We start from the raw sequence: 19849 nt of genomic DNA, 5'->3' as shown, positions 1-19849 counted from the left end.
ATCAGCCATGCGAGCGACCACATGAGCGCGACCGCCGCGGCCGAGTAGCTGACGGCGATCGTCGCGTCGATGCCGTTGGTCTGAGTCGGTGCGAGCCCGCCGATGGTGATGACGACGCCGAGCGTGAGTTCGACGAGCAGCGCTGCGGTGACGAGGAGGGCAGGGGCCGCAGTGCGGGCCTCCGTGCCGACAGCACGACGAGGGCGGCGATCAGGACGATCGCCATCACTGCCATCGCGATGCGCAGCATCTGCAGGGCCGGGAAGCGGTCTATGTCGTGCAGCTCCCACAGCGGCCAGCTGAGGCAGCGGGTGAAGGACCCGGTGCCTGCGGTGGTCGTGCCTGCGACGATGCTGCCCAGCAGGTGCATCGCGAACAGCAGGATGAGCGTGACGCCTGCCAGACGCCGTGGGGCCGCGGCCTCGGAGGAAGGATGCTTCCTGCGGAGCGCGGCGTCCGTGACGGCGATCAGCGCCATCGCGATGAGTGCGAACAGCAGGTCGAGGAGGCCGAGCGCGAGCGGCAGCGTGAAGAGGATGATCATCATCCCGAACACGGCCGACCCGATCGCGCAGCCGAGCGCGACCCACGGGAGGACGCGCAGCCGGGCGTCGGGGAGCGGCGGCCCAGGCAGCCGGAGACCCCGAGCAGCACGAGCCCGGAGAAGCTGATGAAGCGGTGTACGAACTCGATGATCGGGTTCTCCAGCCAGCCAGGAGCCAGGTCGGGGCCGACCTGGTCGGCGTAGCAGACCGGCCACGCCGGGCACGTCGAGCTTGAGTCGGTGGCGCACACGATGCCCCGAGCAGCACCGTGATGAAGATTGCGATGTTGGCCCACCGCGTCACGCGGCGGTGGGCGACCGTGGAACTGGGCATGGAGGAACCTCCGGGAGACGACGGCTTCATCCAATCAGCCCGCGGTGGCCGTCGTCCCGCGGGGTGGGTTACCTGGCGGCGCGGCGCGGTTGTGGGCGCAGCCAACTGTCGCTGCGGCGGGCGGTGAGGAGGATCCTCGTCAGCGCGTCCGGGTGGAGCACCGCCGGTAGCTCGAGGATGAAGCGGGTGAGGTGGGTGTAGTGCATCACGAGCACATCGTCGGGCTGCTGCTTGATCTGCATCCTGCCGTTGCCGACGACCACGATCAGCGGACGGACCGCGACGTCGAAGTTGCAGGCGTTGGTGAGGAGCCGCTCGGTCTTGGCCGCCTCCGAACGGGCGCTGCGGACATACGGGTGGCTGTGCCCGTTGACGAGCACCGTGTCGCCGCCGACCCAGATGTTCGCGTCGCGGTGGTGCTTGGTGTTGATGGTGAACACGCCCCTGGGCCCATCAGGACGTGGTCGATGTCGGTGGTCTCCCCGACGGGGACGGAGTTGAGGAAGCTCCAGTACGGGTTGGCCTGGCGGGCGGCGAAGAGGCAGTTCGCGACGACGTTCTCGCCCTCGATGCCCTTGTTCCAGGACGAGTCGGGGCCCTCGACGGCCGCGTGCTCGAAGAGCTGTCGCCCGGGGAGGGTGTGGGCGATGTCGGTGACGGGGACCGGCGGTGGCACCGGGGCGAGGGGCTTGGGTTGGCGGGTCCGGGGAGGGCTGACGGGGTTGCGCTGCAACCAGCCGCGGCGGCGGCGGTGACGGTGGCGAGGTGTTCGGGGCGACCTCGTGCGGGGTCGAGGTGGGAGGTCCCACCAGCCGATCTGGGTGCCGCCGTCGTCGGTGAAGTAGAGCCTGTCGTGTCCGAAGCGACGCCAGCGCTTGATCTCCATGGCCTCCCCTGAGCCCCGTTGCTGATCGATAGCTTGGCACAGGGCGCCTTGTCGCGGACGACTGGGGCAGCAGATCGGGCCGACGAGTGCTGTTGGCCGTCCCGACGATCTCTTCCGGCTCGGTGGAGGAGCCCACCTGCAGTAGGAGACCCGACCGCAGTAGTCGGTTGAGTCGGCCCCCGCGCGGAGCGCCGGCCGTGCGACTCGGGTTGAGCCGGCCCCAGCGCGAAGCGCCGGGCCGTGGCCGAAACCAACCACTCCCGACTCGGTGCAGAGAGTCGAGTGGAACTGACCTTCTTGTGGTCGGGTGCCTGCTCATCGTTTGGGGTGGTTTCGGCACGGGCGGCGTCTCGTTCCTCGTCGCCGGCCCGGCTCAACCGACTGCTGTTGGCCGTCCCCGACGGTCTCTTCCGACTTGGTGCAGAGACCTGAGTGGAGCTGACTTGCTTGTGGTTGGGTGTCTGCTCATCGTTGGGGGTGGTTTCGGCACGGGCGGCGTCTCGTTCCTCGTCGCCGGCCCGGCTCAACCGACTGCTGGTGGCCGTCCCGACGGTCTCTTCCGACTTGGTGCAGAGACCTGAGTGGAGCTGACTTGCTTGTGGTTGGGTGTCTGCTCATCGTTGGGGGTGGTTTCGGCACGGGCGGCGTCTCGTTCCTCGTCGCCGGCCCGGCTCAACCGACTGCTGGTGGCCGTCCCCGACGGTCTCTTCCGACTTGGTGCAGGGACCTGAGTGGAGTTGGCCTTCTTGTGGTTGGGTGTCTGCTCATCGTTGGGGTGGTTTCGGCACGGGCGGCGTCTCGTTCCTCGTCGCCGGCCCGGCTCAACCGACTGCTGGTGGCCGTCCCCGACGGTCTCTTCCGACTTGGTGCAGAGACCTGAGTGGAGCTGACTTGCTTGTGGTTGGGTGTCTGCTCATCGTTGGGGGTGGTTTCGGCACGGGCGGCGTCTCGTTCCTCGTCGCCGGCCCGGCTCAACCGACTGCTGGTGGCCGTCCCCGACGGTCTCTTCCGACTTGGTGCAGGGACCTGAGTGGAGCTGACTTGCTTGTGGTTGGGTGTCTGCTCATCGTTGGGGTGGTTTCGGCACGGGCGGCGTCTCGTTCCTCGTCGCCGGCCCGGCTCAACCGACTGCTGGTGGCCGTCCCCGACGGTCTCTTCCGACTTGGTGCAGGGACCTGAGTGGAGTTGGCCTTCTTGTGGTTGGGTGTCTGCTCATCGTTGGGGTGGTTTCGGCACGGGCGGCGTCTCGTTCCTCGTCGCCGGCCCGGCTCAACCGACTGCTGGTGGCCGTCCCCGACGGTCTCTTCCGACTTGGTGCAGGGACCTGAGTGGAGTTGGCCTTCTTGTGGTTGGGTGTCTGCTCATCGTTGGGGTGGTTTCGGCACGGGCGGCGTCTCGTTCCTCGTCGCCGGCCCGGCTCAACCGACTGCTGATGGCCGTCCCCGACGATCACTCCCGGCCAGGTGCTGAGACTCGAGTAGAGCTGACCTGCCTGTGGTCGGGTACCTGCCCATCGTCTGGGGTGGTTTCGGCACGACGGGCGGTCGACTTCCTCGACGCCGGTCGGCTCAAACCGCCGATGCCAGGCAGGCAGAGATCCCGGCGTACGTGTCCTCGTCGAAGGCCACGAGGCGGACCTCCCCGACCCCGGTCTGCGTCCCCTCAACGTCGTCACAGCCGCATCGATCGCGTCCTCCCGGGGCCAGGCGTAGATGCCCGCACTGATCAGGGGAAACGCAAGCGTCTCCACAGACAGTTCGTCGGCCACCTCCAGCGCCCGCCGGTAGCAGGACTCCAGCAGCCTCCGGTCCCGCTGACCCGCCCGGTAGTTCGGCCCCACGGTGTGGATCACCCAGCGGGCTGGCAGGTCGCCGGCTACCGTCCAGCCGGCGTCACCGGTCGCCAACCCGTGGGGGAACCGGGCGATGCAGTCCTCGAGCACAGCGGGGCCTCCGGCGCGGTGGATCGCCCCGTCGACTCCGCCGCCCCGCGCATGGCGTTGTTGGCCGCGTTCACGATCGCGTCGACCCTCTGGCGCGTGATGTCGCCCAGCACAGCGGTGAGTTCCATCCCCCAGTCTGACCCTCCGGGGCCCTCGGTGAGGGCCGGGCCGGACGCGACACGGCTCACCCGGGCCCGGAACCGCACGAATCCCGTGGCCTGCTAGAAATGAAGCATGACAACTCCCTTGACCGCCCCTGGGTACGGCACTACCAGCCCGGTGTGCCCGCCGAGATCGAAGCCCCGACCGAGTCGCTGGTCGGCCTGTACGAGCGGTCGGTCGCCGAGGGAGGCGACGCAGTCGCCCTCGAGTTCTTCGGCAGGGAGACCACCTACACCGAGCTGGGTGACCAGATCGCCCGCGCCGCCGAAGGGCTCCGCAAGCTCGGCGTCAAGGCCGGCGACCGGGTAGCCCTGATCCTGCCCAACAGCCCGCAGCACGTCGTCGCGTTCTACGCGGTGCTGCGGCTCGGTGCGGTCGTCGTCGAGCACAACCCCTCTACACCGCGCGCGAACTGCGGCACCTGTTCGAGGACCACGGCGCCCGCGTCGTCATCGCCTGGGACGCCGCCGTCGCGAAGCTCCGCGAGCAGCCCTCAGACATCCAGCTCGACGCGATCGTGTCGGTGAACCTGCTCAAGGCCTTCCCGACTGTGAAGCGTCTCGCGCTCACGCTCCTGCCGGTGAAGAAGCTACGCGCCACCAAGGCGAAGCTCACGCAGCCGGCCCCCGGAACGATTCCCTGGGAGGAGCTTCTCAAGGCCGATCCGATCAACCCGGCCCACCCGCGTCCGGCGGTCTACGACCTTGCCGTCATCCAGTACACCTCGGGTACCACGGGCCAGCCCAAGGGCGCGATGCTCACCCACTCCAACCTGTTCTCCAACGCCCGCCAGGGCGAGGCCTGGATGCACGGCGCGCAGTACCGCAAGGAGATCTTCTACGCGATCCTGCCCCTGTTCCACGCCTTCGGCATGACGCTGTTCCTCACCTACGGCATCCTCAAGCAGGCCCGGCTCGTGCTCTTCCCGTCCTTCGACGTCAACCTCGTGCTCGACGCGGCCGTCAAGAGCCCGCCCACCGTCTACTGCGCCGTCCCGCCGATCTACGAGGCGACGGCCCGCCGCGCGAAGGAGCGTGGCATCTCGCTGCGCTCCGCCAAGTACTGCATCTCCGGCGCCATGGCGCTGCCCGCCTCGACCGTCGAGCTGTGGGAGTCCGTCTCGGGCGGCCTGCTCGTCGAGGGGTACGGCATGACGGAGGCGTCGCCCGTGTGCCTCGGCAACCCGTTCGCCGAGTCCCGTCGCAGCGGCACCATCGGCGTGCCGTTCCCCAGCACCTGGATGCGCGTCGTCGATCCCGAGGATCCCACCCGCGACGTGGAGCAGGGGGAGCGTGGAGAGTTGCTCATCCACGGCCCCCAGGTGTTCCAGGGCTACTGGCACAACGAGGAGGAGACGGCCAAGACCCTGCTGCCCGGCGGGTGGCTGCGCACCGGCGACATCGTCACCCAGGACGAGGACGGGTTCACCACCATCGTCGACCGCGTCAAGGAGCTGATCATCACCGGCGGGTTCAACGTCGCGCCGTCCGAGGTGGAAGCTGTGCTCCTGACCCACCCGCTGTGCGCGACGCCGCGGTGGTGGGCCTGCCGAACGAGGAGGTCGGCGGCGAGCGCGTCATCGCGGCCGTCAACCCCGAGCCCGGAGCGAACCTCACGTACGTGGAGCTGCGCGCCTGGTGCAAGGAGCGGCTGACCGGCTACAAGGTGCCTCGCGACTTCTACATCATCGATGAGCTGCCGAAGTCGATGCTCGGCAAGGTGCTGCGCAAGCAGGTTCGTGACAGCCTCGACGTGATGGAGCCGCTCCCTCACTCCTGAGGATCGGGGGCGTCGAGGGAGGCGACCCGGTCGGCGATGATCGCGAGACACGCCGGGTCGCGCGCGGCGCGGAAGTGCCCCACGACCGGCAGCGCCTCGTTGACGGCGCCCTCGAGCTTAAGTCAAGAAGTTGAACGCAAGAAATGATTGCGAATTGATAACGATTGTCTGCGGCACTCGGCATCCGATTCAGTTGCGGAGTCGCATTAACGTTTGGCTACGCGTGTCACAATCTGTCGCGGGTTCCCGATAAAAGATGGTGACGTAAACATTGTGGGTGGTTGGCAGGGCGGGGGCGGGCAGGCCGATGCCCCGCGCCGATGGCGCGGGAGTTGCCAAAGGGTGTGTCAGAAGGCTGCGCGCAGCAGCGTAACGAGGTCGGAATGGGTGGGTGCGACGGGGGTCGTCGCGGTGCACCCGTCGGCGAGGGCGGTGTCGGCCAGTTCGTCGAGAGCCTCGGTGAAGTCATCGCGGGGGATGCCACACTGGGCCAGCCCGGGCCGACGCCGAGCTTGGCGTTGAGCTTGTCGATCCGCGCGATGCAGGAGAGCACCCCGGCCCTCGGACCCACCGCGCTGGCCCCGCGAGGTGGCCGAGCCAGGCGTAACGCTCGGCGCAACGAGCGCTGCGCTCCGCGTTGAAGGCAATCACGTGAGGCAGCAGGATCGCGTTGAGCCGACCGTGCGCGACGGGGAACCGCCCTCCGAGGGCATGGGCGAGTGAGTGGACGATGCCCAGCCCTGCGTTGTCGAAGGCCATCGCCGCGAGCGTCGATGCGTGATGCATCGACGTGCGTGCCTCGACGTCGGAGCCGTCCTCGAAACAGCGCACCAGGTTCGCGAAGGCCAGTTGCGTCGCCTTCTCCGCGAGGGCGTCGCTGAAGTCGCTCGCGCCGGTCGACACGTAGGCCTCGATCGCGTGGGTCAGCACATCCATACCGGAATCGGCGGTGGTGCGCGGGGGACGCCCAGCACGGCCCGGGCGTCGAGGATCGCGAGCCTCGGCACCAGATCCGGTGAGACCATCGGGAGCTTGGCGTGCGTGGTCTCCTCGGTGATCACCGAGAAGCTCGTCACCTCGGAGCCGGAGCCCGACGTCGTGGGGATGACGACGAGGCCGTCCACGGCCCCGAGGCCGACCTCGATGGCCGCCTTGTGCATGGCCTTGGCCGCGTCGATGGGGGATCCTCCGCCGTAGGCGATCACCACGTCGGGGCGCGCAGCGAGATAGGAAGCGACCCCCTTGCCGATCACGGCCACCGTCGGGTTCGGCAGCACCTCGTCGAAGACGACCGTGTCCGCGCCGAGGAGGTCGAGCACGAGCGCGAACACGTCCGTGCCCGCCAGGAAGGAATCCGTGACCACGAACACCCGTCGGTCGGCGAACTCCCGCAATCCCTCGAGCGCGCCCTCTCCGAAGCTGATCTCGGTGGCAAGGGTGAATGTGCTCATGAATCGACCTCTGCCAGATGCTGGCGGTACTCGGTGGGTGTCTGCCCGGTGTGTTTCTTGAAGGTGCGCGAGAAGTAGTTGAGAGGTTGGAAGTCCAACTCGTCAGCGATCCGCAACACGGGTTTGGTTGTGTGGGCGAGCATCAGCTTCGCGCGGTCCAGCCGCTTGGTGGTGACGTAGCTGATGAAGCTCTGCTTGGTCTGCTGCTTGAACTGGCGGGCGAAATGCGACTCCGACCAGGCGAGATAGGAGGCCGCCTTCTGCACGGACAGGAACGCCGTGGGATCCTTCTCGATCTCGTTCAGCAACGTGGAGATGGTGCGCTCGTTCATGGCGAGTTTCGGCTCGACCAGTTCGTGCAACAGGATCAGCAGGCGTTCCGCGTGCACCTGGGCCTCGTACCGGTTCATCGACGTGCGGCGGCCCTTGCGGCGGCTCATCACCTCGACCGTCATGTCACGGCCGTACTGCACACCCTCGCCGGTTGCGACGCCGATCAGCACGTCCTCGAGGTCGCCCAACCGCTCGCGGGGCACCTTCATGCTCCACCGCGGGATCAACTGGTCGAGGTAGTCGCCCACGAGGTCGAGGTTGCCCGCGAGGTTGCGCTCGTGGAGGTGCCTCACCAGCTCGACGGGGTCGACGCACGACGGTGGGGTCCCCTCGGGTACCAGGGTGCTGCTTCCGCGTGGCTCGGAGGCGCGCCTGCCCAGGTACGGGCCGGCGCTCGCCTTCAGCAGCAGCTTCGAGTCGCGGCCGAGGAGGGTGTCGTTGGCCAGCTTCACGACGGCCTCGGCCGCGTGGTGCAGCTCATCGAGCGCCACCACCCGCAGTTCCTTCGCCAGGGCCCTGGCCTCCTCCGAGTAGGGGAGGTCGGAACTTCCAGTCAGCATCCGGTTGAGCTGTTCCTGGTCGCGGTCGAGCAGCACCTGCCCGGCCATGACCGCGCCGAGGTACTGCGATCCGCGTGTGATGGCCACCGAGAAGTCGACCAGGCCCGCGTGGCACTGATAGATGACAGGGCGGCCCTCGATGGCGCTCTGGAAGCCGCCGTGGGCGTCGCATCCGTAGCAGAGCTGCCGCACCTTCGGGTCGCGGCGCAGCAGCTGACACAGCTGGCTGAACTGCGACGCCGTCGTCACAGGTGAGCCCGTCGAGTCGACGGTGATCATCGCGAGACCCGTCTCGGCCGCGTAGTTGTCCTGGATCTCCTGCAACCGGTCGATGTCGACCAGGTGACGCAGGTCGGGGCCCATTCCGGGCGTCCCCAGCATCAGGGAAGACATATCGCCTCCACAAACTCGTCGACCCCGTCACCGGTGACTGAATCGAGACAGAAGACGCGCGAGGCCCCGGCGAGGTTCAGCAGGCCGACGGCGGCGTCGCGCTGGCTCTCGGGGCTTGCGCACATTTGGTCACCACGCCCAGCACCTCACGGTTGAAGGCCGTGCTGAAACCGGGTGGGAATCGGGTGCCGCGCTCGTCGGCAGCCTGCACAAGCACGACGCTGTCGACGCTCCATGAGGCGTTGATCAGCGCGTTCTTGAAGAACATGGACTCCAGGAGCTCTCCCGGGGTGTCGACCACTCCGTCGTGCACCTCGATGGCCTGGGTCTTCGCGTAGTCGAGGACGCCGCCCTGGAGGCGCTGCCGCAGGGTCGTCTTCCCGCGCCAACGCTGCCCACGAGCAGGATCGACTTCAAGGTCTACGTCCTGGTCACCGGGGCCGGAGTGAAACCGAGCACAGAGCAGAGCGTCTCGACCACCGCCTGGACGGCCGATTCGACGTCCGCCAACTGCCCCGTGATCAACAATGATCCGGAGAACCGGTCGACGTAGGCGAGTTGGATGTCAGAGGCCTTGCTCGCGATGTCGCCACCGATGATCGCGGCCTCGCCCGGGTCAGGGTCAACACTGCGACCGAACCGCCGCGGGCGTCCGCGAGGCCGATCTTCGGAAACAGCAACGGGTCGGCATTCGCGATGATGTGCGCGAGCGTGACCTGTTTGCCAGGAACGAATTCCTGGATGATCCGCTGCTTCTCTGTGGTGCTCTCCATCGGCCTCTGTGCCTCCCTGCTCCCCCACCATACGTGGTGCCTCCAGAGGGTCAAGGGGTGCCCTCAGGTGGTGGCGGGATTGTGTAACAACGGGGCCGCAACGTGTAGCCAAAGCCTGCCTACCCTTCAGGAGATGCGGCCAGGGCGGCCGTTGACAGACGAAGGAGTCCAGCATGCAAGAGGCACTGGGACTTGTCGAGACCAAGGGATTCGTCGGTGCGGTCGAGGCCGCCGATGCGATGGTGAAGTCGGCAAACGTCCAGCTCATCGGCAGCGAGAAGATCGGCGCCGGCTTCGTGACCGTCATGGTCCGTGGCGACGTCGGAGCGGTCAAGGCGGCGACAGACGCCGGTGCGGCTGCTGCGGGCAAGGTGGGCGAGGTCATCTCCGTCCACGTGATCCCGCGTCCCCACACCGATGTCGAGAAGCTCCTCCCGAGCGTGAAGTGAGTGTGGAAATGTCTGAAGATCTGATCAACAAGGTCATGGCCGAGGTCATGAAGAAGCTTCCTGTCGACCAGGCCCCGCGGTCGCCGCAGGTGAGCGCCCGGCCGCCACCGAGTTCGTCGGCACCAACGCACTGGGCGACACCATCGGACTCGTCATCGCAAACGTCGACCCGGCGCTGCACGAGATGATGGGCCTCGAGGCCAAGTACCGTTCCATCGGCATCGTCGGCGCCCGCACCGGAGCAGGCCCGCACATCTTCGCCGCCGATGAGGCAGTCAAGGCCACCAACTGCGAGATCCTGACGATCGAGCTCCCCCGTGACACCAAGGGCGGTGCCGGCCACGGCTCGCTGATCGTGTTCGGTGCCGAGGACGTCTCCGACGCCCGTCGCGCAGTCGAGGTCACCCTCTCCGAGCTGGACCGCACCTTCGGTGACGTGTACGGCAACGACGCGGGCCACCTCGAGTTCCAGTACACGGCACGCGCCAGCTACGCCCTCAACAAGGCGTTCGGCGCCCCATCGGCAAGTCGTTCGGCATCACCGTCGGCGGCCCAGCCGCCATCGGTGTCGTCCTGGCGGACACCGCGGTGAAGGCGTCGACCATCGACGTGATCGCCTACTCGAGCCCGGCCAAGGGCACGAGCTTCTCCAACGAGGTCATCTGCGCCTTCAGCGGCGACTCGGGTGCCGTCCGGCAGGCCATCGTGGCCGCCCGCGACGTCGGCCGCGGCCTGCTGGGTGCGCTCGGGCATACCCCGAGTCCTCGACCACTCCCTACATCTGAGGAGACTGACCAGTGAGATCCAAGAGGTTTGAGGTTCTCGACGCCCGCCCCGTGAACCAGGACGGCTTCGTCAGCGAATGGCCGGAGGTCGGCCTGATCGCGATGGACGGGCCGAACGACCCGAAGCCGTCGATCAAGATCGTCGGCGGCAAGGTCGTCGAGCTTGACGGCAAGGCCGAGGCCGAGTTCGACATGCTCGACACGTTCATCGCCACCTACGGCATCAACCTTGAGCGTGCCGAGGAAGTCAATGCGATGGATTCGGTGGTGCTCGCGCACATGCTGTGCGACATCAACGTGCCCCGCAGCGCCCTGATCCCGCTCACCACCGCGATGACCCCCGCCAAGGCGGCCGAGGTCGTCTCGCAGATGAGCGTGCTCGAGATGATGAACGCGGTCACCAAGCTGCGCGCAAGGAAGACGCCGGCCAACCAGTGCCATGTCACCAACGTCGCCGACAACCCGGTGCAGATCGCGGCGGACGCCGCCGAGGCAGCCCTGCGTGGCTTCGCTGAGGAGGAGACCACCGTCGGCATCGTGCGCTACGCGCCGTTCAACGCCCTGGCGATTCTCGTCGGTGCGCAGGTCGGTCGCCCGGGCATCCTCACCCAGTGCGCGGTTGAGGAAGCCACCGAGCTCCAGCTCGGAATGCGGGGGCTGACGGCATACGCCGAGACCGTTTCGGTGTACGGCACCGAGGCAGTGTTCATGGACGGTGACGACACCCCGTGGTCGAAGGCGTTCCTCGCCTCCTGCTACGCGTCGCGCGGCCTGAAGATGCGCTTCACGTCGGGCACCGGTTCCGAGGTGCAGATGGGCTTCGCCGAGGGCATGAGCATGCTCTACCTCGAGAGCCGCTGCCTGTTCGTCACCAAGGCGGCAGGTTCGCAGGGCACCCAGAACGGCTCCGTCAGCTGCGTCGGCGTTCCCGCCGCCGTGCCGCAGGGCATCCGGGCGATCCTGGCCGAGAACCTGATCGCCATCATGCTCGACCTCGAGTGCGCCTCGTCCAACGACCAGACGTTCACCCATTCGGACCTGCGCCGCGTCGCCCGCACACTGATGCAGTTCGTGCCCGGCACGGACTTCATCTGCTCCGGCTACTCGGCCACCCCGAACTACGACAACATGTTCGCCGGTTCGAACTGGGACGCCGAGGACTACGACGACTGGGTCATCCTGCAGCGCGACCTGCGCGTAGACGGAGGCCTCGTGCCCGCCGTCGAGGAAGACGTCGTTGCGGTGCGCCGCAAGGCCGCCCGTGCGATCCAGGCCACCTTCAAGGAGCTGGGTCTCCCGGCCATCACCGATGCAGAGGTTGAGGCAGCCACCTACGCCAACGGTTCGAAGGACATGCCGGCGCGCAATGTCGTCGAGGACCTGAAGGCGGCAGAAGAGATGATGAAGCGCGAGGTCACCGGCCTCGACGTGGCGAAGGCGCTGTCCCGCGGCGGCTTCGACGACGTGTCCGAGGCGGTGTTCAACCTGCTGAAGCGCCGGGCCGCCGGCGACTACCTGCACACGAGCGCCATCTTCGACCGCAACTTCAACGTCGACTCCGCCGTCAACAACCCGAACGACTACGCCGGACCCAGGACGGGTTACCAGATCTCGGATGAGAAGTGGGAAATCCTCAAGACGATCCGCCAGGCCGTCAGCCCGGAAAGCATCTGAGGTGAGCACCATGGATCAAGCAACCATCAAGCGACTCGTGGAAGAGGTCGTACGTGAGCTCGTCTCGCAGCCGGCCGCCCAGCCCACAGGTGGTGGTGTCGCCACCATGACGCCCACGACGGTCGGGAACCTGACCATCGCCGAGACCGGTGAAGCCACGCGCGGCACCGATCCCAAGGAGGTCGTCATCGCCCTCTCGCCCGCGTTCTCGACGATGATCCACGAGACCATCATCGGGATCCCGCACGCGCAGGTGCTCAAGGAGATCTGCGCAGGCATCGAGGAGGAGGGGCTGAAGTACCGCTTCGTCCGCCTCTACAAGACCGCGGACGTCGGCTTCCTCGCCCACGAGGCGGCCAAGCTGTCGGGCTCCGGCATCGGCATCGGGATCCAGTCGCGTGGCACGACCGTCATCCACCAGAAGGACCTTCCGCCGCTCAGCAACGTGGAACTGTTCTCGCAGTCGCCGCTGATCGACGAGGCGACCTTCCGGGCGATCGGCAAGAACGCGGCCAAGTACGCCAAGGGTGAGAGCCCGACGCCCGTCCCGGTCCGCAACGACCAGATGGCCCGGCCGAAGTACCAGGCGATCGCGGCCCTGCTACACAACAAGGAAACCACGCTCGTCGACCTGAAGAAGAAGGCCCAGGGCCTTCAGATCAGCTTCGGCTAAGGAGAAGCGAAAATGGATCAAGAGCAACTGATTCGTCAGATCATGGCCGAGGTGATGAAGAACCTCGGAGGCGGCAGCGATCAGGTGAGCTTCGAGAAGAAGCCCGCCCCGGCCGCTGCAGCGACCGGAGCAACGGTCGGAGTCAAGGACTACCCGCTGGCTGAGAAGTCACCCCAGCTGGTGACCACCGACAGCGGCGTGAAGCTGAACGACCTCACCTTCGAGAAGATGAAGTCGGGCGCCATCGACGCCAAGGACTTCCGCATCTCGTCCGGCACGCTCGAACTGCAGGCCCAGGTTGCCGACGACTCCGGTCGTGGCCCCCTTGCCCGCAACATGCGCCGTGCCGCCGAGTTGGTGTCCGTCCCCGATGAGCGCCTCCTCGCCATCTACAACGCGCTGCGCCCGTACCGCTCGACCAAGGCCGAGCTGTACGACATCGCTGCCGAGCTCGAAGGCACCTACGACGCCACCGTCTCCGCGGGCTTCCTCCGTGAGGCGGCCGACGTCTACGAGGCCCGGGGCCGACTCCGCGTCGACTGACAAGCCTCAACTTCCCATCCACCACTACCGAAGGAACCGAAGATGAGCCTCGTAGCCGGCGTCGACATCGGCAACGCGACGACTGAGGTCGCGCTCGCCAGGGTCACCGGAGACGGCATCTCGTTCCTCGCAAGCTCTACGATCCCGACCACCGGGATCAAGGGCACCGAGGCCAACCTGCAGGGCGTTTTCCACGCCCTGCAGGTGGCCCTCGGCAAAGCAGACCTGAAGCTCCACGACCTGGACATGATCCGCGTCAACGAGGCGGCGCCCGTCATCGGCGACGTCGCGATGGAGACCATCACCGAGACGATCATCACCGAGTCCACGATGATCGGACACAATCCGTCGACCCCCGGTGGCCTCGGCATCGGCGTCGGCACCACCATCCACATCTCCGAACTGGCGGGCGCATCCGCCGACCGGCCCTGGATCGTCGTGGCCGACCACGGCCACCCCTTCGACCGCGTCGCGCAGATCATCAACGACTCCCCGCACCTCAACGTCACCGGCGCCATCCTGCAGGCCGACGACGGCAACCTGGTGCACAACCGCCTCAACTGCAAGATCCCGATCGTCGACGAGGTGCGGCTCATCGAGAAGGTGCCGCTGGGCATGCTCGCCGCCATCGAGGTCGCCGAGGTCGGCCGCATCGTCGAGACGCTCTCGAACCCCTACGGCATCGCAACCCTGTTCGAGCTCGACAACGAGGACACCAAGCACGTCGTTCCCCTCGCCCGCTCCCTGGTCGGCAACCGTTCCGCGGTGGTCATCAAGACCCGAAGGGTGATGTCCAGGAGCGCCGGATCCCCGCAGGGAGGCTCACCGTGCACGGCGAGCCCCGCGGCACCGAGGTCGACGTCGAGCGCGGCGCCGACGAGATCATGGACGCCGTGGTGTCGGTGCGCGCCGTCTCGGATGTGACGGGCGAACCCGGCACCAACGTCGGCGGCATGATGGAGAAGGTCCGGGTCACGATGGCCCAGTTGACCGACCAGTCGCCCCGGGACATCCGCATCACCGACCTGCTGGCCGTCGACACCCAGGTGCCGCGCATGGTGGCAGGCGGCATCGCCAACGAGTTCTCCATGGAGGCCGCGGTCGGCATCGCCGTGATGGTCAAGACCGACCGGCTCCAGATGAACCGCATCGCCAGCCTGCTCGCCGCCCAGGTCGGCGTGCCCGTCGAGGTCGGCGGCATCGAGGCCGACATGGCCATCCGCGGCGCGCTCACCACCCCGGGCAGCGCGGCCCCGATCGCCGTGCTCGACATGGGCGCGGGATCCACCGACGCCTCCGTCATGCGGGCCGACGGATCCGGAGTCTCCATCCACCTGGCGGGCGCAGGCAACATGGTGACCCTGATGATCCAGTCCGAACTCGGCCTGGAGATGTTCGACACCGCCGAGGACATCAAGCGCTACCCGCTCGCCAAGGTCGAGACCGTCTTCAACATCCGGCACGAGGACGGCACGGTCCAATTCTTCGACGAGCCGCTCCCGCCCCAGGTCTACGCTCGCGTGGTGGTCCTCAAGCCCGAGGGCATGATCCCGCTCGACATCGATCTTCCGGTGGAGACCATCCGCCAGATCCGGATCCGCGCAAAGGAGCGCGTCTTCGTCACCAACGCCATCCGCGCGCTGCGGAAGGTATCTCCCAACGACAACGTCCGCGACATCGACTTTGTCGTGCTGGTCGGCGGCTCCGCCCTCGACTTCGAGATCCCGCAGTTGGTCACCAAGGCGCTCGCCGAGTACCGCGTGGTTGCGGGCCGGGCGAACATCCGCGGCACCGAGGGGCCCCGTAACGCAGTCGCGACGGGGCTGGCGCTGAGCTGGGCGGAGGAGAAGCGATGAACCCGCGTAACCCGAAGCTCACTCCACCGAGCATCCTGATCCACGTCCACGACCAGGTGCCCGGCGACGACCTGGTGACCCTGCTGCTCGGCATCGAGGAAGAGGGGGTCCCGGTGGAGCTCACCCGCCACGCCGAGCTGAACCCGCTGAAGCTCGCCCACGCCGCCGCCGTCGCCTCCAAGCTCGGCATCGGTATCGGCGTCTCGCTCGACTACGTCGTCATCACCACGGAGAAGCTGCCAGAGGACCGCCCGTACATCGCACGGTTCCTGGCCGATGTCGACGGCAGGCTCATCGGCGGCGACGCCGCCCGCGTCGTCAAGCGACTCCCACTGCGGGGGTTCGCCACCCGCACCCCTGGAACCCCGGTGACTGAAAGGAAGCACTGATGGAAGCACTCGGCTTGATTGAGGTCGTCGGCCTTACCGCCGGCGTCGAGGCCGCTGACGTGGCCTGCAAGAGCGCAAACGTCGAGCTGGTCGGCTACGAACTCGCCAAGGGCGGCGGGTTCGTGACCATCAAGGTCCTCGGCAAGGTCGGCGCGGTCACCGCCGCCGTCGACGCCGCCGCGCTCGCCGCTTCGAGGATCACCCGCGTGGTGAGCAAGCTCGTCATCCCGCGGCCCAACACGCAGGTCGAGCCCATGGTCCGTTCCGCGGCAACCGTCGGCCTGACGCCGCCCGTGTCCGCCCCGCACCGGAGCCTGCCCCGCATCGGAGCCCGCAGCGGCCCCGGAGCCCGCAGCGGCCCCGGAAGAGGCGCCCGCCAAGGCGGCCGCCCCCACCAAGCCCGCCGGGACGAAGAGCCCGGCCCGGGAAATCGCCAAGGCTCCCGCCAAGGCAACGGCAAACCCTGCCAAGACCAATGCTGGAAGGAAGTAACCCATGAGCCAAGCGCTGGGTCTCGTCGAGACCAAGGGATTCGTCGGAGCCGTCGAGGCGGCCGACGCCATGACCAAGTCCGCCAATGTGACGCTGGTCGGAACCGAGAAGATCGGCGCCGGCTACGTGACCGTGTTCGTCCGTGGTGACGTCGGCGCCGTGAAGGCCGCCGTCGACGCCGGTGCCGCCGCCGCCTCCCGCGTCGGTGAGCTCGTCTCGCAGCATGTCATCCCGCGTCCCCACGCCGACGTCGAGAAGATCCTGCCGAAGGCCTGATCGTGACGGAGACGCAGCTGATCGCAACCCTCGCGGAACGGGTACTGGCCCGCATCGCGGAGTCGGACCCACGACGCGTGATCGTCGGGATCTCGAACCGGCACCTGCACCTGTGCGACGCCGACTTCCGGACCCTCTTCGGCTACGACGCGCCGTCGGTCAGGAAGTATGTGCGCCAGCACGGCGAGTTCGCGGCCGAGGAGAGCGTGACGCTGCACGGCCCGAAGGGAGCCATGGCCCGCGTCCGGGTCATGGGTCCCAACAGGTCCCAGACGCAGGTCGAGTTGAGCCGCACCGACTGCTTCGCGCTGGGCATCGACGCGCCCATGGCGCAGTCGGGTGACCTGGCCGACGCCGCGCCGATCGAGATCGAGGGGCCCTGCGGCCGGGTGAAGCTCGACCATGCCGTCATCGTCGCCGGACGCCACATCCACATGGGCCCGACGGAGGCCGCAGCATTGGGCGTGAAGAACCACGACCGCGTCAGCGTCCAGTTCGAGGGGGAGCGCGGCGGACGCCTCGACAACTTCCTCGTCCGGGTGAAGGACTCCTACCTGCTGGAACTGCACCTCGACACCGACGAGGGCAATGCCATCGGCGCCCGCACGGGCGACCACGTCCGGATCTGCCGCTGACATGGGAGGGAGCCGTACACCGCTGCACCGGTTCGCACGGATGGTGCGAACGGGGAGACGGGCACGCCGTCCGGGCCGACGCGACTCGGCGTCGACCTCGGCACGGGAAACATCGTGCTGGCGGCCGTGGACGGCTCCGATGCGCCCATCGCGGGAGCCCGGATGCGCTCGACCGTTGTGCGCGACGGCGTCGTCATCGACTGGCTCGGCGCCGTCCGGGCCGTGAAGAAGCTGAGGGACGCCCTCGAGGCGAGCCTCGGCATCCGCTTCGACGAGGCTGCCGTCGCCGTCCCGCCAGGGATCGACAAGGCCACCATCAAGATCTTCACCAACGTCATTGAGGCAGCAGGCCTCGAGTCGGCCGAGGTGGTCGACGAGCCGGTGGCCGCCGCCACCGCGCTCGGGATCGCCACCGGCGCCGTCATCGACATCGGCCACGGCACCACAGGCGTCTCCATCCTCCGCGACGGCATTGTCGAGCTCAGCGCCGACGAGGCCACCGGCGGGCAGCACATGTCGCTGGTCGTCGCGGGTGCACTCGGGATCGACTTCGAGACGGCCGAGAAGTACAAGCGGAAGAAGGCCAACGCCGACCTCGTGTTCGGCCTGATCCGACCCACCATCGAAAAGATGGCGACCATCGCGGCCGGTGTGCTGGACGGACAACCGGAGCTGTCCATCCACCTGGTGGGCGGCGCCAGTTCGCTGCCCGGCACCGCCGAGGTGTTCGCCGAGATCCTCGGGCGTCCCGTGACCCAGGCGCCCGACCCGCTCTACCCGACCCCGCTCGGCACAGCGATGAGGAGGACCCATGAGTGAGAACGAGCTGCGCGCCATGATCGCCGAGATCGTCGCGCAGGCCCTTGCCTCCGAGGCACGCGCACCGGAGTCCCAGCGCCCCAACGCGCTGGTGCTGTTCACCGGGGCGCTGCTCGGCTTCGAGGCATCACTCGAGTCGCTCGGACGCGCGAAGTCCACCGTCAACCTCGACTGGATCCAGACCGACAGCGCCTCCCGCATCCTCGACCAGGCCGCCATCGAGCGGGTCGGCATGACGAAGGCGTCGACCTCGCTGGTCGTCTCGCACGACCTTCTCATCGTGCCCACCATGACCGTCAACATGATCGCGAAGGTCGTGCACGGCATCGGTGACTGCCTGGCCTCCAACGTGCTGTCCGAATTCATCATGTCGGGCAAGCCGGTGGTGGTCGCAACCAACGCCGCCTGCCCCGACTCGGCAGACAAGCGAGGGTGGTTCCCCGCCATGCCCGAGGGATACGCCGCGATGCTGCGGGAGAATCTCACCCGGCTGGCGTCCTTCGGGGTCAAGCTCTCCGCCGCCGAACGACTCGACCGGGCCGTCGCCCGGCTGGTCGGCGCCTCCCACGAGGCAGCCGTCGACTGCGGTGAACGGGTCATCTCCGCCTCAACAGTCGCGGGCATGAGGCCGGACAGCACCGTCCGGATCGCCCGCGCCGCCATCATCACCGACCTCGCCCTGGAGGCCGCCGCCTCCGCCCACATCACGCTAGAGAGGGTGTGAAGGATGTATCTCGCCAAGGTGATCGGGACCGTGGTCTCGACAAGCAAGGATGCCCGCCTGACCGGGTTCAAGCTGCTGCTCACGCGCCGACTGACCGCTGACGCCGTCGAGGACGGGCTGCCGGAGGTGTGCGTCGACACCGTCGGCGCCGGCCGCGGTGAGACCGTCATCGTCACCAAGGGCTCGTCTGCCCGGTTCGCCGCGGACCGCTCGGACGCCCCCATCGACTCGACCATCGTCGGCATCGTCGACGAGGTGGAGATCGGCTGAGCCATGCCTGCCGTCTACACCCGCACCGGCGACAAGGGAGCAACCGGCCTCTTCGGTGGCTCGCGCGTCGCGAAGCAGAGCCTGCGCGTCGAGGCGTACGGCACCGTCGATGAGGCCAACGCCGCCATCGGCGTCGCCAAGGCCGGCCTCGAACCAGGTGCCTGGCGCGACCGCGTGCACGCCGTCCAGCAGCGGCTGTTCGTGCTCGGTGCCGAACTCGCCTCCGATGCTGCCGGCGCCGAGATCCTCGGCAACAAGATCTCCGAGGACGACGTCGCCCTGCTCGAGCGGCTGATCGACGACTGCCTCGCGGTCACCGGCCCGCAGCGCGCCTTCGTCGTGCCCGGCCGCGATGCCGTCTCCGCGCCCTTCCACACCGCCCGCACCATCGTGCGCCGCGCCGAACGCCGCGTGTTGACGCTGTCCGAGTCCGAGGCCGTGCGGCCCGAACTCGTCCGCTACCTCAACCGGCTCTCCGACGCCGTCTACGCGCTGGCCAGGCTCACCGAGACCTGGTTCGAGCTGGCCCGCATCGAGCAGGTCGTGCGCGACGTCGTCGCCCGCCTGCTCCCCGCAGCCGAACCCGGCCGTTGGGGCGCCATGCGACAGGCCACCCGACCTGTCGAGATGACCCTCGACTCGTGCAAGCGTCTCGCCGAGGCCGCCGAGGAGCGCGCCGCCGCCATGGGCGTCCCGATCGTGTTCGCCGCGGTCGACGCCTCCGGCGTGCCCGTCCTACTGCACCGGATGGCCGACTCGCTGCTCGGTAGCGTCGACATCGCCCAGAACAAGGCGTGGAGCGCGGCGGCATTCAAGCAGTCCACGGCCGCGCTCGGCCGGGCCGCCTCCACCGCCCTCCAGGGTTGGCCGACGGCAACCAGGGGCGCGTCGTCCTCTTCGGGGCGGCGAGCCGGTATTCGCGTGCGGCCAACTGCTCGGTGGGCTGGGCGTCTCCGGCGGAACCGTCGAAGAAGACTGCGAAATCCTGAACTTTGCGATGAATCAAGTGTTTGGAGAAATGTCATGACGATCGACGCATCCCAGATTGAGGCCGTCATCCGTAAGGTGCTCGCCCAGGTTCCGGCCGGATCGGCCGACACCGTAGGC

Annotated in this window: 27 protein-coding genes and 3 pseudogenes; 19 read left to right on the top strand and 11 right to left on the bottom strand. The window is 67.8% G+C overall.

What is annotated here, in order from left to right; genetic code table 11:
• Nucleotide 1: 1 nt before the first annotated feature.
• The 6 genes from G7085_RS09660 to G7085_RS32445 all read right to left on the bottom strand — a co-directional run bounded on the left by G7085_RS09660 (nt 2) and on the right by G7085_RS32445 (nt 3834).
• A complete protein-coding gene (locus tag G7085_RS09660; RefSeq protein WP_231979381.1) occupies nt 2-547 on the bottom strand; it encodes a COX15/CtaA family protein in 546 nt (181 codons plus the stop codon).
• Complete coding sequence (locus G7085_RS09655) at nt 544-795, bottom strand: hypothetical protein (RefSeq protein WP_197510794.1); 252 nt, start codon at nt 793-795, stop codon at nt 544-546. Before G7085_RS09655 ends, G7085_RS09660 begins: the two co-directional genes overlap by 4 nt.
• 151 nt (nt 796-946) lie before the next feature.
• Entirely contained in the window at nt 947-1141 is a 195-nt protein-coding gene (locus G7085_RS09650) for a hypothetical protein (protein WP_197510793.1), read from the bottom strand.
• Nucleotides 1142-1143: 2 nt separating this feature from the next.
• Nucleotides 1144-1764 carry a hypothetical protein gene (locus G7085_RS09645; RefSeq protein ID WP_197510792.1) on the bottom strand — a complete coding sequence of 207 codons (621 nt, stop codon included), beginning with the start codon at nt 1762-1764 and terminating at the stop codon, nt 1144-1146.
• A 1120-nt stretch (nt 1765-2884) separates the two neighbouring features.
• Entirely contained in the window at nt 2885-3706 is an 822-nt protein-coding gene (locus tag G7085_RS25325) for a macro domain-containing protein (protein WP_331715589.1), read from the bottom strand.
• Nucleotides 3640-3834, bottom strand: coding sequence for a hypothetical protein (locus tag G7085_RS32445; protein WP_331716051.1), 195 nt, complete (start codon nt 3832-3834; stop codon nt 3640-3642). Before G7085_RS32445 ends, G7085_RS25325 begins: the two co-directional genes overlap by 67 nt.
• A 99-nt stretch (nt 3835-3933) precedes the next feature.
• Between G7085_RS32445 and G7085_RS09635 the strand changes: the two are divergent.
• Together G7085_RS09635 and G7085_RS25315 are read left to right on the top strand one after the other, a co-directional pair.
• Nucleotides 3934-5522: pseudogene (locus G7085_RS09635) on the top strand (AMP-binding protein).
• On the top strand, nt 5405-5647 hold the full coding sequence (locus G7085_RS25315; protein WP_331715587.1) for an AMP-binding enzyme: 243 nt from the start codon (nt 5405-5407) through the stop codon (nt 5645-5647). The pseudogene G7085_RS09635 and the gene G7085_RS25315 overlap by 118 nt, the downstream one beginning before the upstream one ends.
• Before the next feature lie 465 nt (nt 5648-6112).
• Here the strand turns inward: G7085_RS25315 and G7085_RS36285 are convergent, their stop codons facing one another.
• The 5 genes from G7085_RS36285 to G7085_RS09615 all read right to left on the bottom strand — a co-directional run bounded on the left by G7085_RS36285 (nt 6113) and on the right by G7085_RS09615 (nt 9188).
• Entirely contained in the window at nt 6113-6577 is a 465-nt protein-coding gene (locus G7085_RS36285) for a hypothetical protein (RefSeq protein WP_456300395.1), read from the bottom strand.
• Nucleotides 6571-7098, bottom strand: coding sequence for an iron-containing alcohol dehydrogenase (locus G7085_RS36280; RefSeq protein WP_456300394.1), 528 nt, complete (start codon nt 7096-7098; stop codon nt 6571-6573). The genes G7085_RS36285 and G7085_RS36280 overlap by 7 nt, the downstream gene beginning before the upstream one ends.
• Nucleotides 7095-8384, bottom strand: a complete 1290-nt coding sequence (locus G7085_RS09625) for a PocR ligand-binding domain-containing protein (RefSeq protein ID WP_197510791.1) — start codon at nt 8382-8384, stop codon at nt 7095-7097. The genes G7085_RS36280 and G7085_RS09625 overlap by 4 nt, the downstream gene beginning before the upstream one ends.
• A 76-nt stretch (nt 8385-8460) precedes the next feature.
• Nucleotides 8461-8754: a EutP/PduV family microcompartment system protein gene (locus G7085_RS25310; RefSeq protein WP_231980130.1), complete on the bottom strand. Its 294-nt coding sequence runs from the start codon at nt 8752-8754 to the stop codon at nt 8461-8463.
• A 50-nt stretch (nt 8755-8804) separates the two neighbouring features.
• Nucleotides 8805-9188, bottom strand: coding sequence for a BMC domain-containing protein (locus tag G7085_RS09615; RefSeq protein ID WP_231979379.1), 384 nt, complete (start codon nt 9186-9188; stop codon nt 8805-8807).
• Nucleotides 9189-9330: 142 nt separating this feature from the next.
• On the opposite strand from G7085_RS09615, the gene pduA reads away from it, so the two are divergent.
• From pduA to G7085_RS30035, 17 genes and pseudogenes are all read left to right on the top strand, one after another.
• A complete protein-coding gene (gene pduA, locus G7085_RS09610; protein WP_197510790.1) occupies nt 9331-9606 on the top strand; it encodes a propanediol utilization microcompartment protein PduA in 276 nt (91 codons plus the stop codon).
• An 8-nt stretch (nt 9607-9614) separates the two neighbouring features.
• On the top strand, nt 9615-9794 hold the full coding sequence (locus G7085_RS09605; protein ID WP_197510789.1) for a hypothetical protein: 180 nt from the start codon (nt 9615-9617) through the stop codon (nt 9792-9794).
• Nucleotides 9737-10198 carry a propanediol utilization microcompartment protein PduB gene (pduB, locus tag G7085_RS09600; RefSeq protein ID WP_269452108.1) on the top strand — a complete coding sequence of 154 codons (462 nt, stop codon included), beginning with the start codon at nt 9737-9739 and terminating at the stop codon, nt 10196-10198. Before G7085_RS09605 ends, pduB begins: the two co-directional genes overlap by 58 nt.
• Nucleotides 10195-10407: a BMC domain-containing protein gene (locus tag G7085_RS30050; protein WP_331715586.1), complete on the top strand. Its 213-nt coding sequence runs from the start codon at nt 10195-10197 to the stop codon at nt 10405-10407. The genes pduB and G7085_RS30050 overlap by 4 nt, the downstream gene beginning before the upstream one ends.
• Complete coding sequence (locus tag G7085_RS09595) at nt 10404-12065, top strand: propanediol/glycerol family dehydratase large subunit (RefSeq protein WP_197510788.1); 1662 nt, start codon at nt 10404-10406, stop codon at nt 12063-12065. The genes G7085_RS30050 and G7085_RS09595 overlap by 4 nt, the downstream gene beginning before the upstream one ends.
• Before the next feature lie 10 nt (nt 12066-12075).
• A complete protein-coding gene (locus G7085_RS09590; protein ID WP_197510787.1) occupies nt 12076-12738 on the top strand; it encodes a propanediol/glycerol family dehydratase medium subunit in 663 nt (220 codons plus the stop codon).
• Between the two features lie 12 nt (nt 12739-12750).
• On the top strand, nt 12751-13281 hold the full coding sequence (locus G7085_RS09585) for a diol dehydratase small subunit (protein ID WP_197510786.1): 531 nt from the start codon (nt 12751-12753) through the stop codon (nt 13279-13281).
• Between the two features lie 42 nt (nt 13282-13323).
• Nucleotides 13324-14205 carry a hypothetical protein gene (locus G7085_RS30045; protein ID WP_331715585.1) on the top strand — a complete coding sequence of 294 codons (882 nt, stop codon included), beginning with the start codon at nt 13324-13326 and terminating at the stop codon, nt 14203-14205.
• Nucleotides 14109-15137 (top strand): diol dehydratase reactivase subunit alpha, encoded by a 1029-nt coding sequence (locus G7085_RS30040; protein ID WP_331715584.1) that lies wholly within the window; start codon nt 14109-14111, stop codon nt 15135-15137. Before G7085_RS30045 ends, G7085_RS30040 begins: the two co-directional genes overlap by 97 nt.
• On the top strand, nt 15134-15526 hold the full coding sequence (locus G7085_RS09575; RefSeq protein ID WP_197510785.1) for a glycerol dehydratase reactivase beta/small subunit family protein: 393 nt from the start codon (nt 15134-15136) through the stop codon (nt 15524-15526). Before G7085_RS30040 ends, G7085_RS09575 begins: the two co-directional genes overlap by 4 nt.
• A pseudogene (locus G7085_RS09570) lies at nt 15526-15750 on the top strand (BMC domain-containing protein); the annotation flags it as partial. The gene G7085_RS09575 and the pseudogene G7085_RS09570, both read left to right, overlap by 1 nt.
• A gap of 271 nt (nt 15751-16021) precedes the next feature.
• Nucleotides 16022-16294, top strand: a complete 273-nt coding sequence (locus G7085_RS09565; RefSeq protein WP_197510784.1) for a BMC domain-containing protein — start codon at nt 16022-16024, stop codon at nt 16292-16294.
• Nucleotides 16295-16296: 2 nt separating this feature from the next.
• On the top strand, nt 16297-16929 hold the full coding sequence (pduL, locus tag G7085_RS09560; protein WP_197510783.1) for a phosphate propanoyltransferase: 633 nt from the start codon (nt 16297-16299) through the stop codon (nt 16927-16929).
• A gap of 114 nt (nt 16930-17043) precedes the next feature.
• The gene (eutJ, locus tag G7085_RS09555) at nt 17044-17748 is read left to right on the top strand and encodes an ethanolamine utilization protein EutJ (RefSeq protein WP_331715583.1); all 705 of its coding nucleotides are present in this window, start codon (nt 17044-17046) and stop codon (nt 17746-17748) included.
• Nucleotides 17741-18472: a flavoprotein gene (locus G7085_RS09550; RefSeq protein ID WP_197510782.1), complete on the top strand. Its 732-nt coding sequence runs from the start codon at nt 17741-17743 to the stop codon at nt 18470-18472. The genes eutJ and G7085_RS09550 overlap by 8 nt, the downstream gene beginning before the upstream one ends.
• A gap of 3 nt (nt 18473-18475) precedes the next feature.
• Nucleotides 18476-18742, top strand: a complete 267-nt coding sequence (locus G7085_RS09545; protein WP_197510781.1) for a EutN/CcmL family microcompartment protein — start codon at nt 18476-18478, stop codon at nt 18740-18742.
• A gap of 3 nt (nt 18743-18745) precedes the next feature.
• Nucleotides 18746-19534 (top strand): annotated as a pseudogene (locus tag G7085_RS30035) (cob(I)yrinic acid a,c-diamide adenosyltransferase); the annotation flags it as partial.
• Between the last annotated feature and the right edge of the window lie 315 nt (nt 19535-19849).

Source organism: Tessaracoccus coleopterorum (assembly GCF_011174705.1).
Taxonomy (GTDB): Bacteria; Actinomycetota; Actinomycetes; order Propionibacteriales; family Propionibacteriaceae; genus Arachnia; species Arachnia coleopterorum.
The sequence above is the reverse complement of the archived record's forward strand: the minus strand, read 5'-3'. Positions and strand labels throughout refer to the sequence as shown.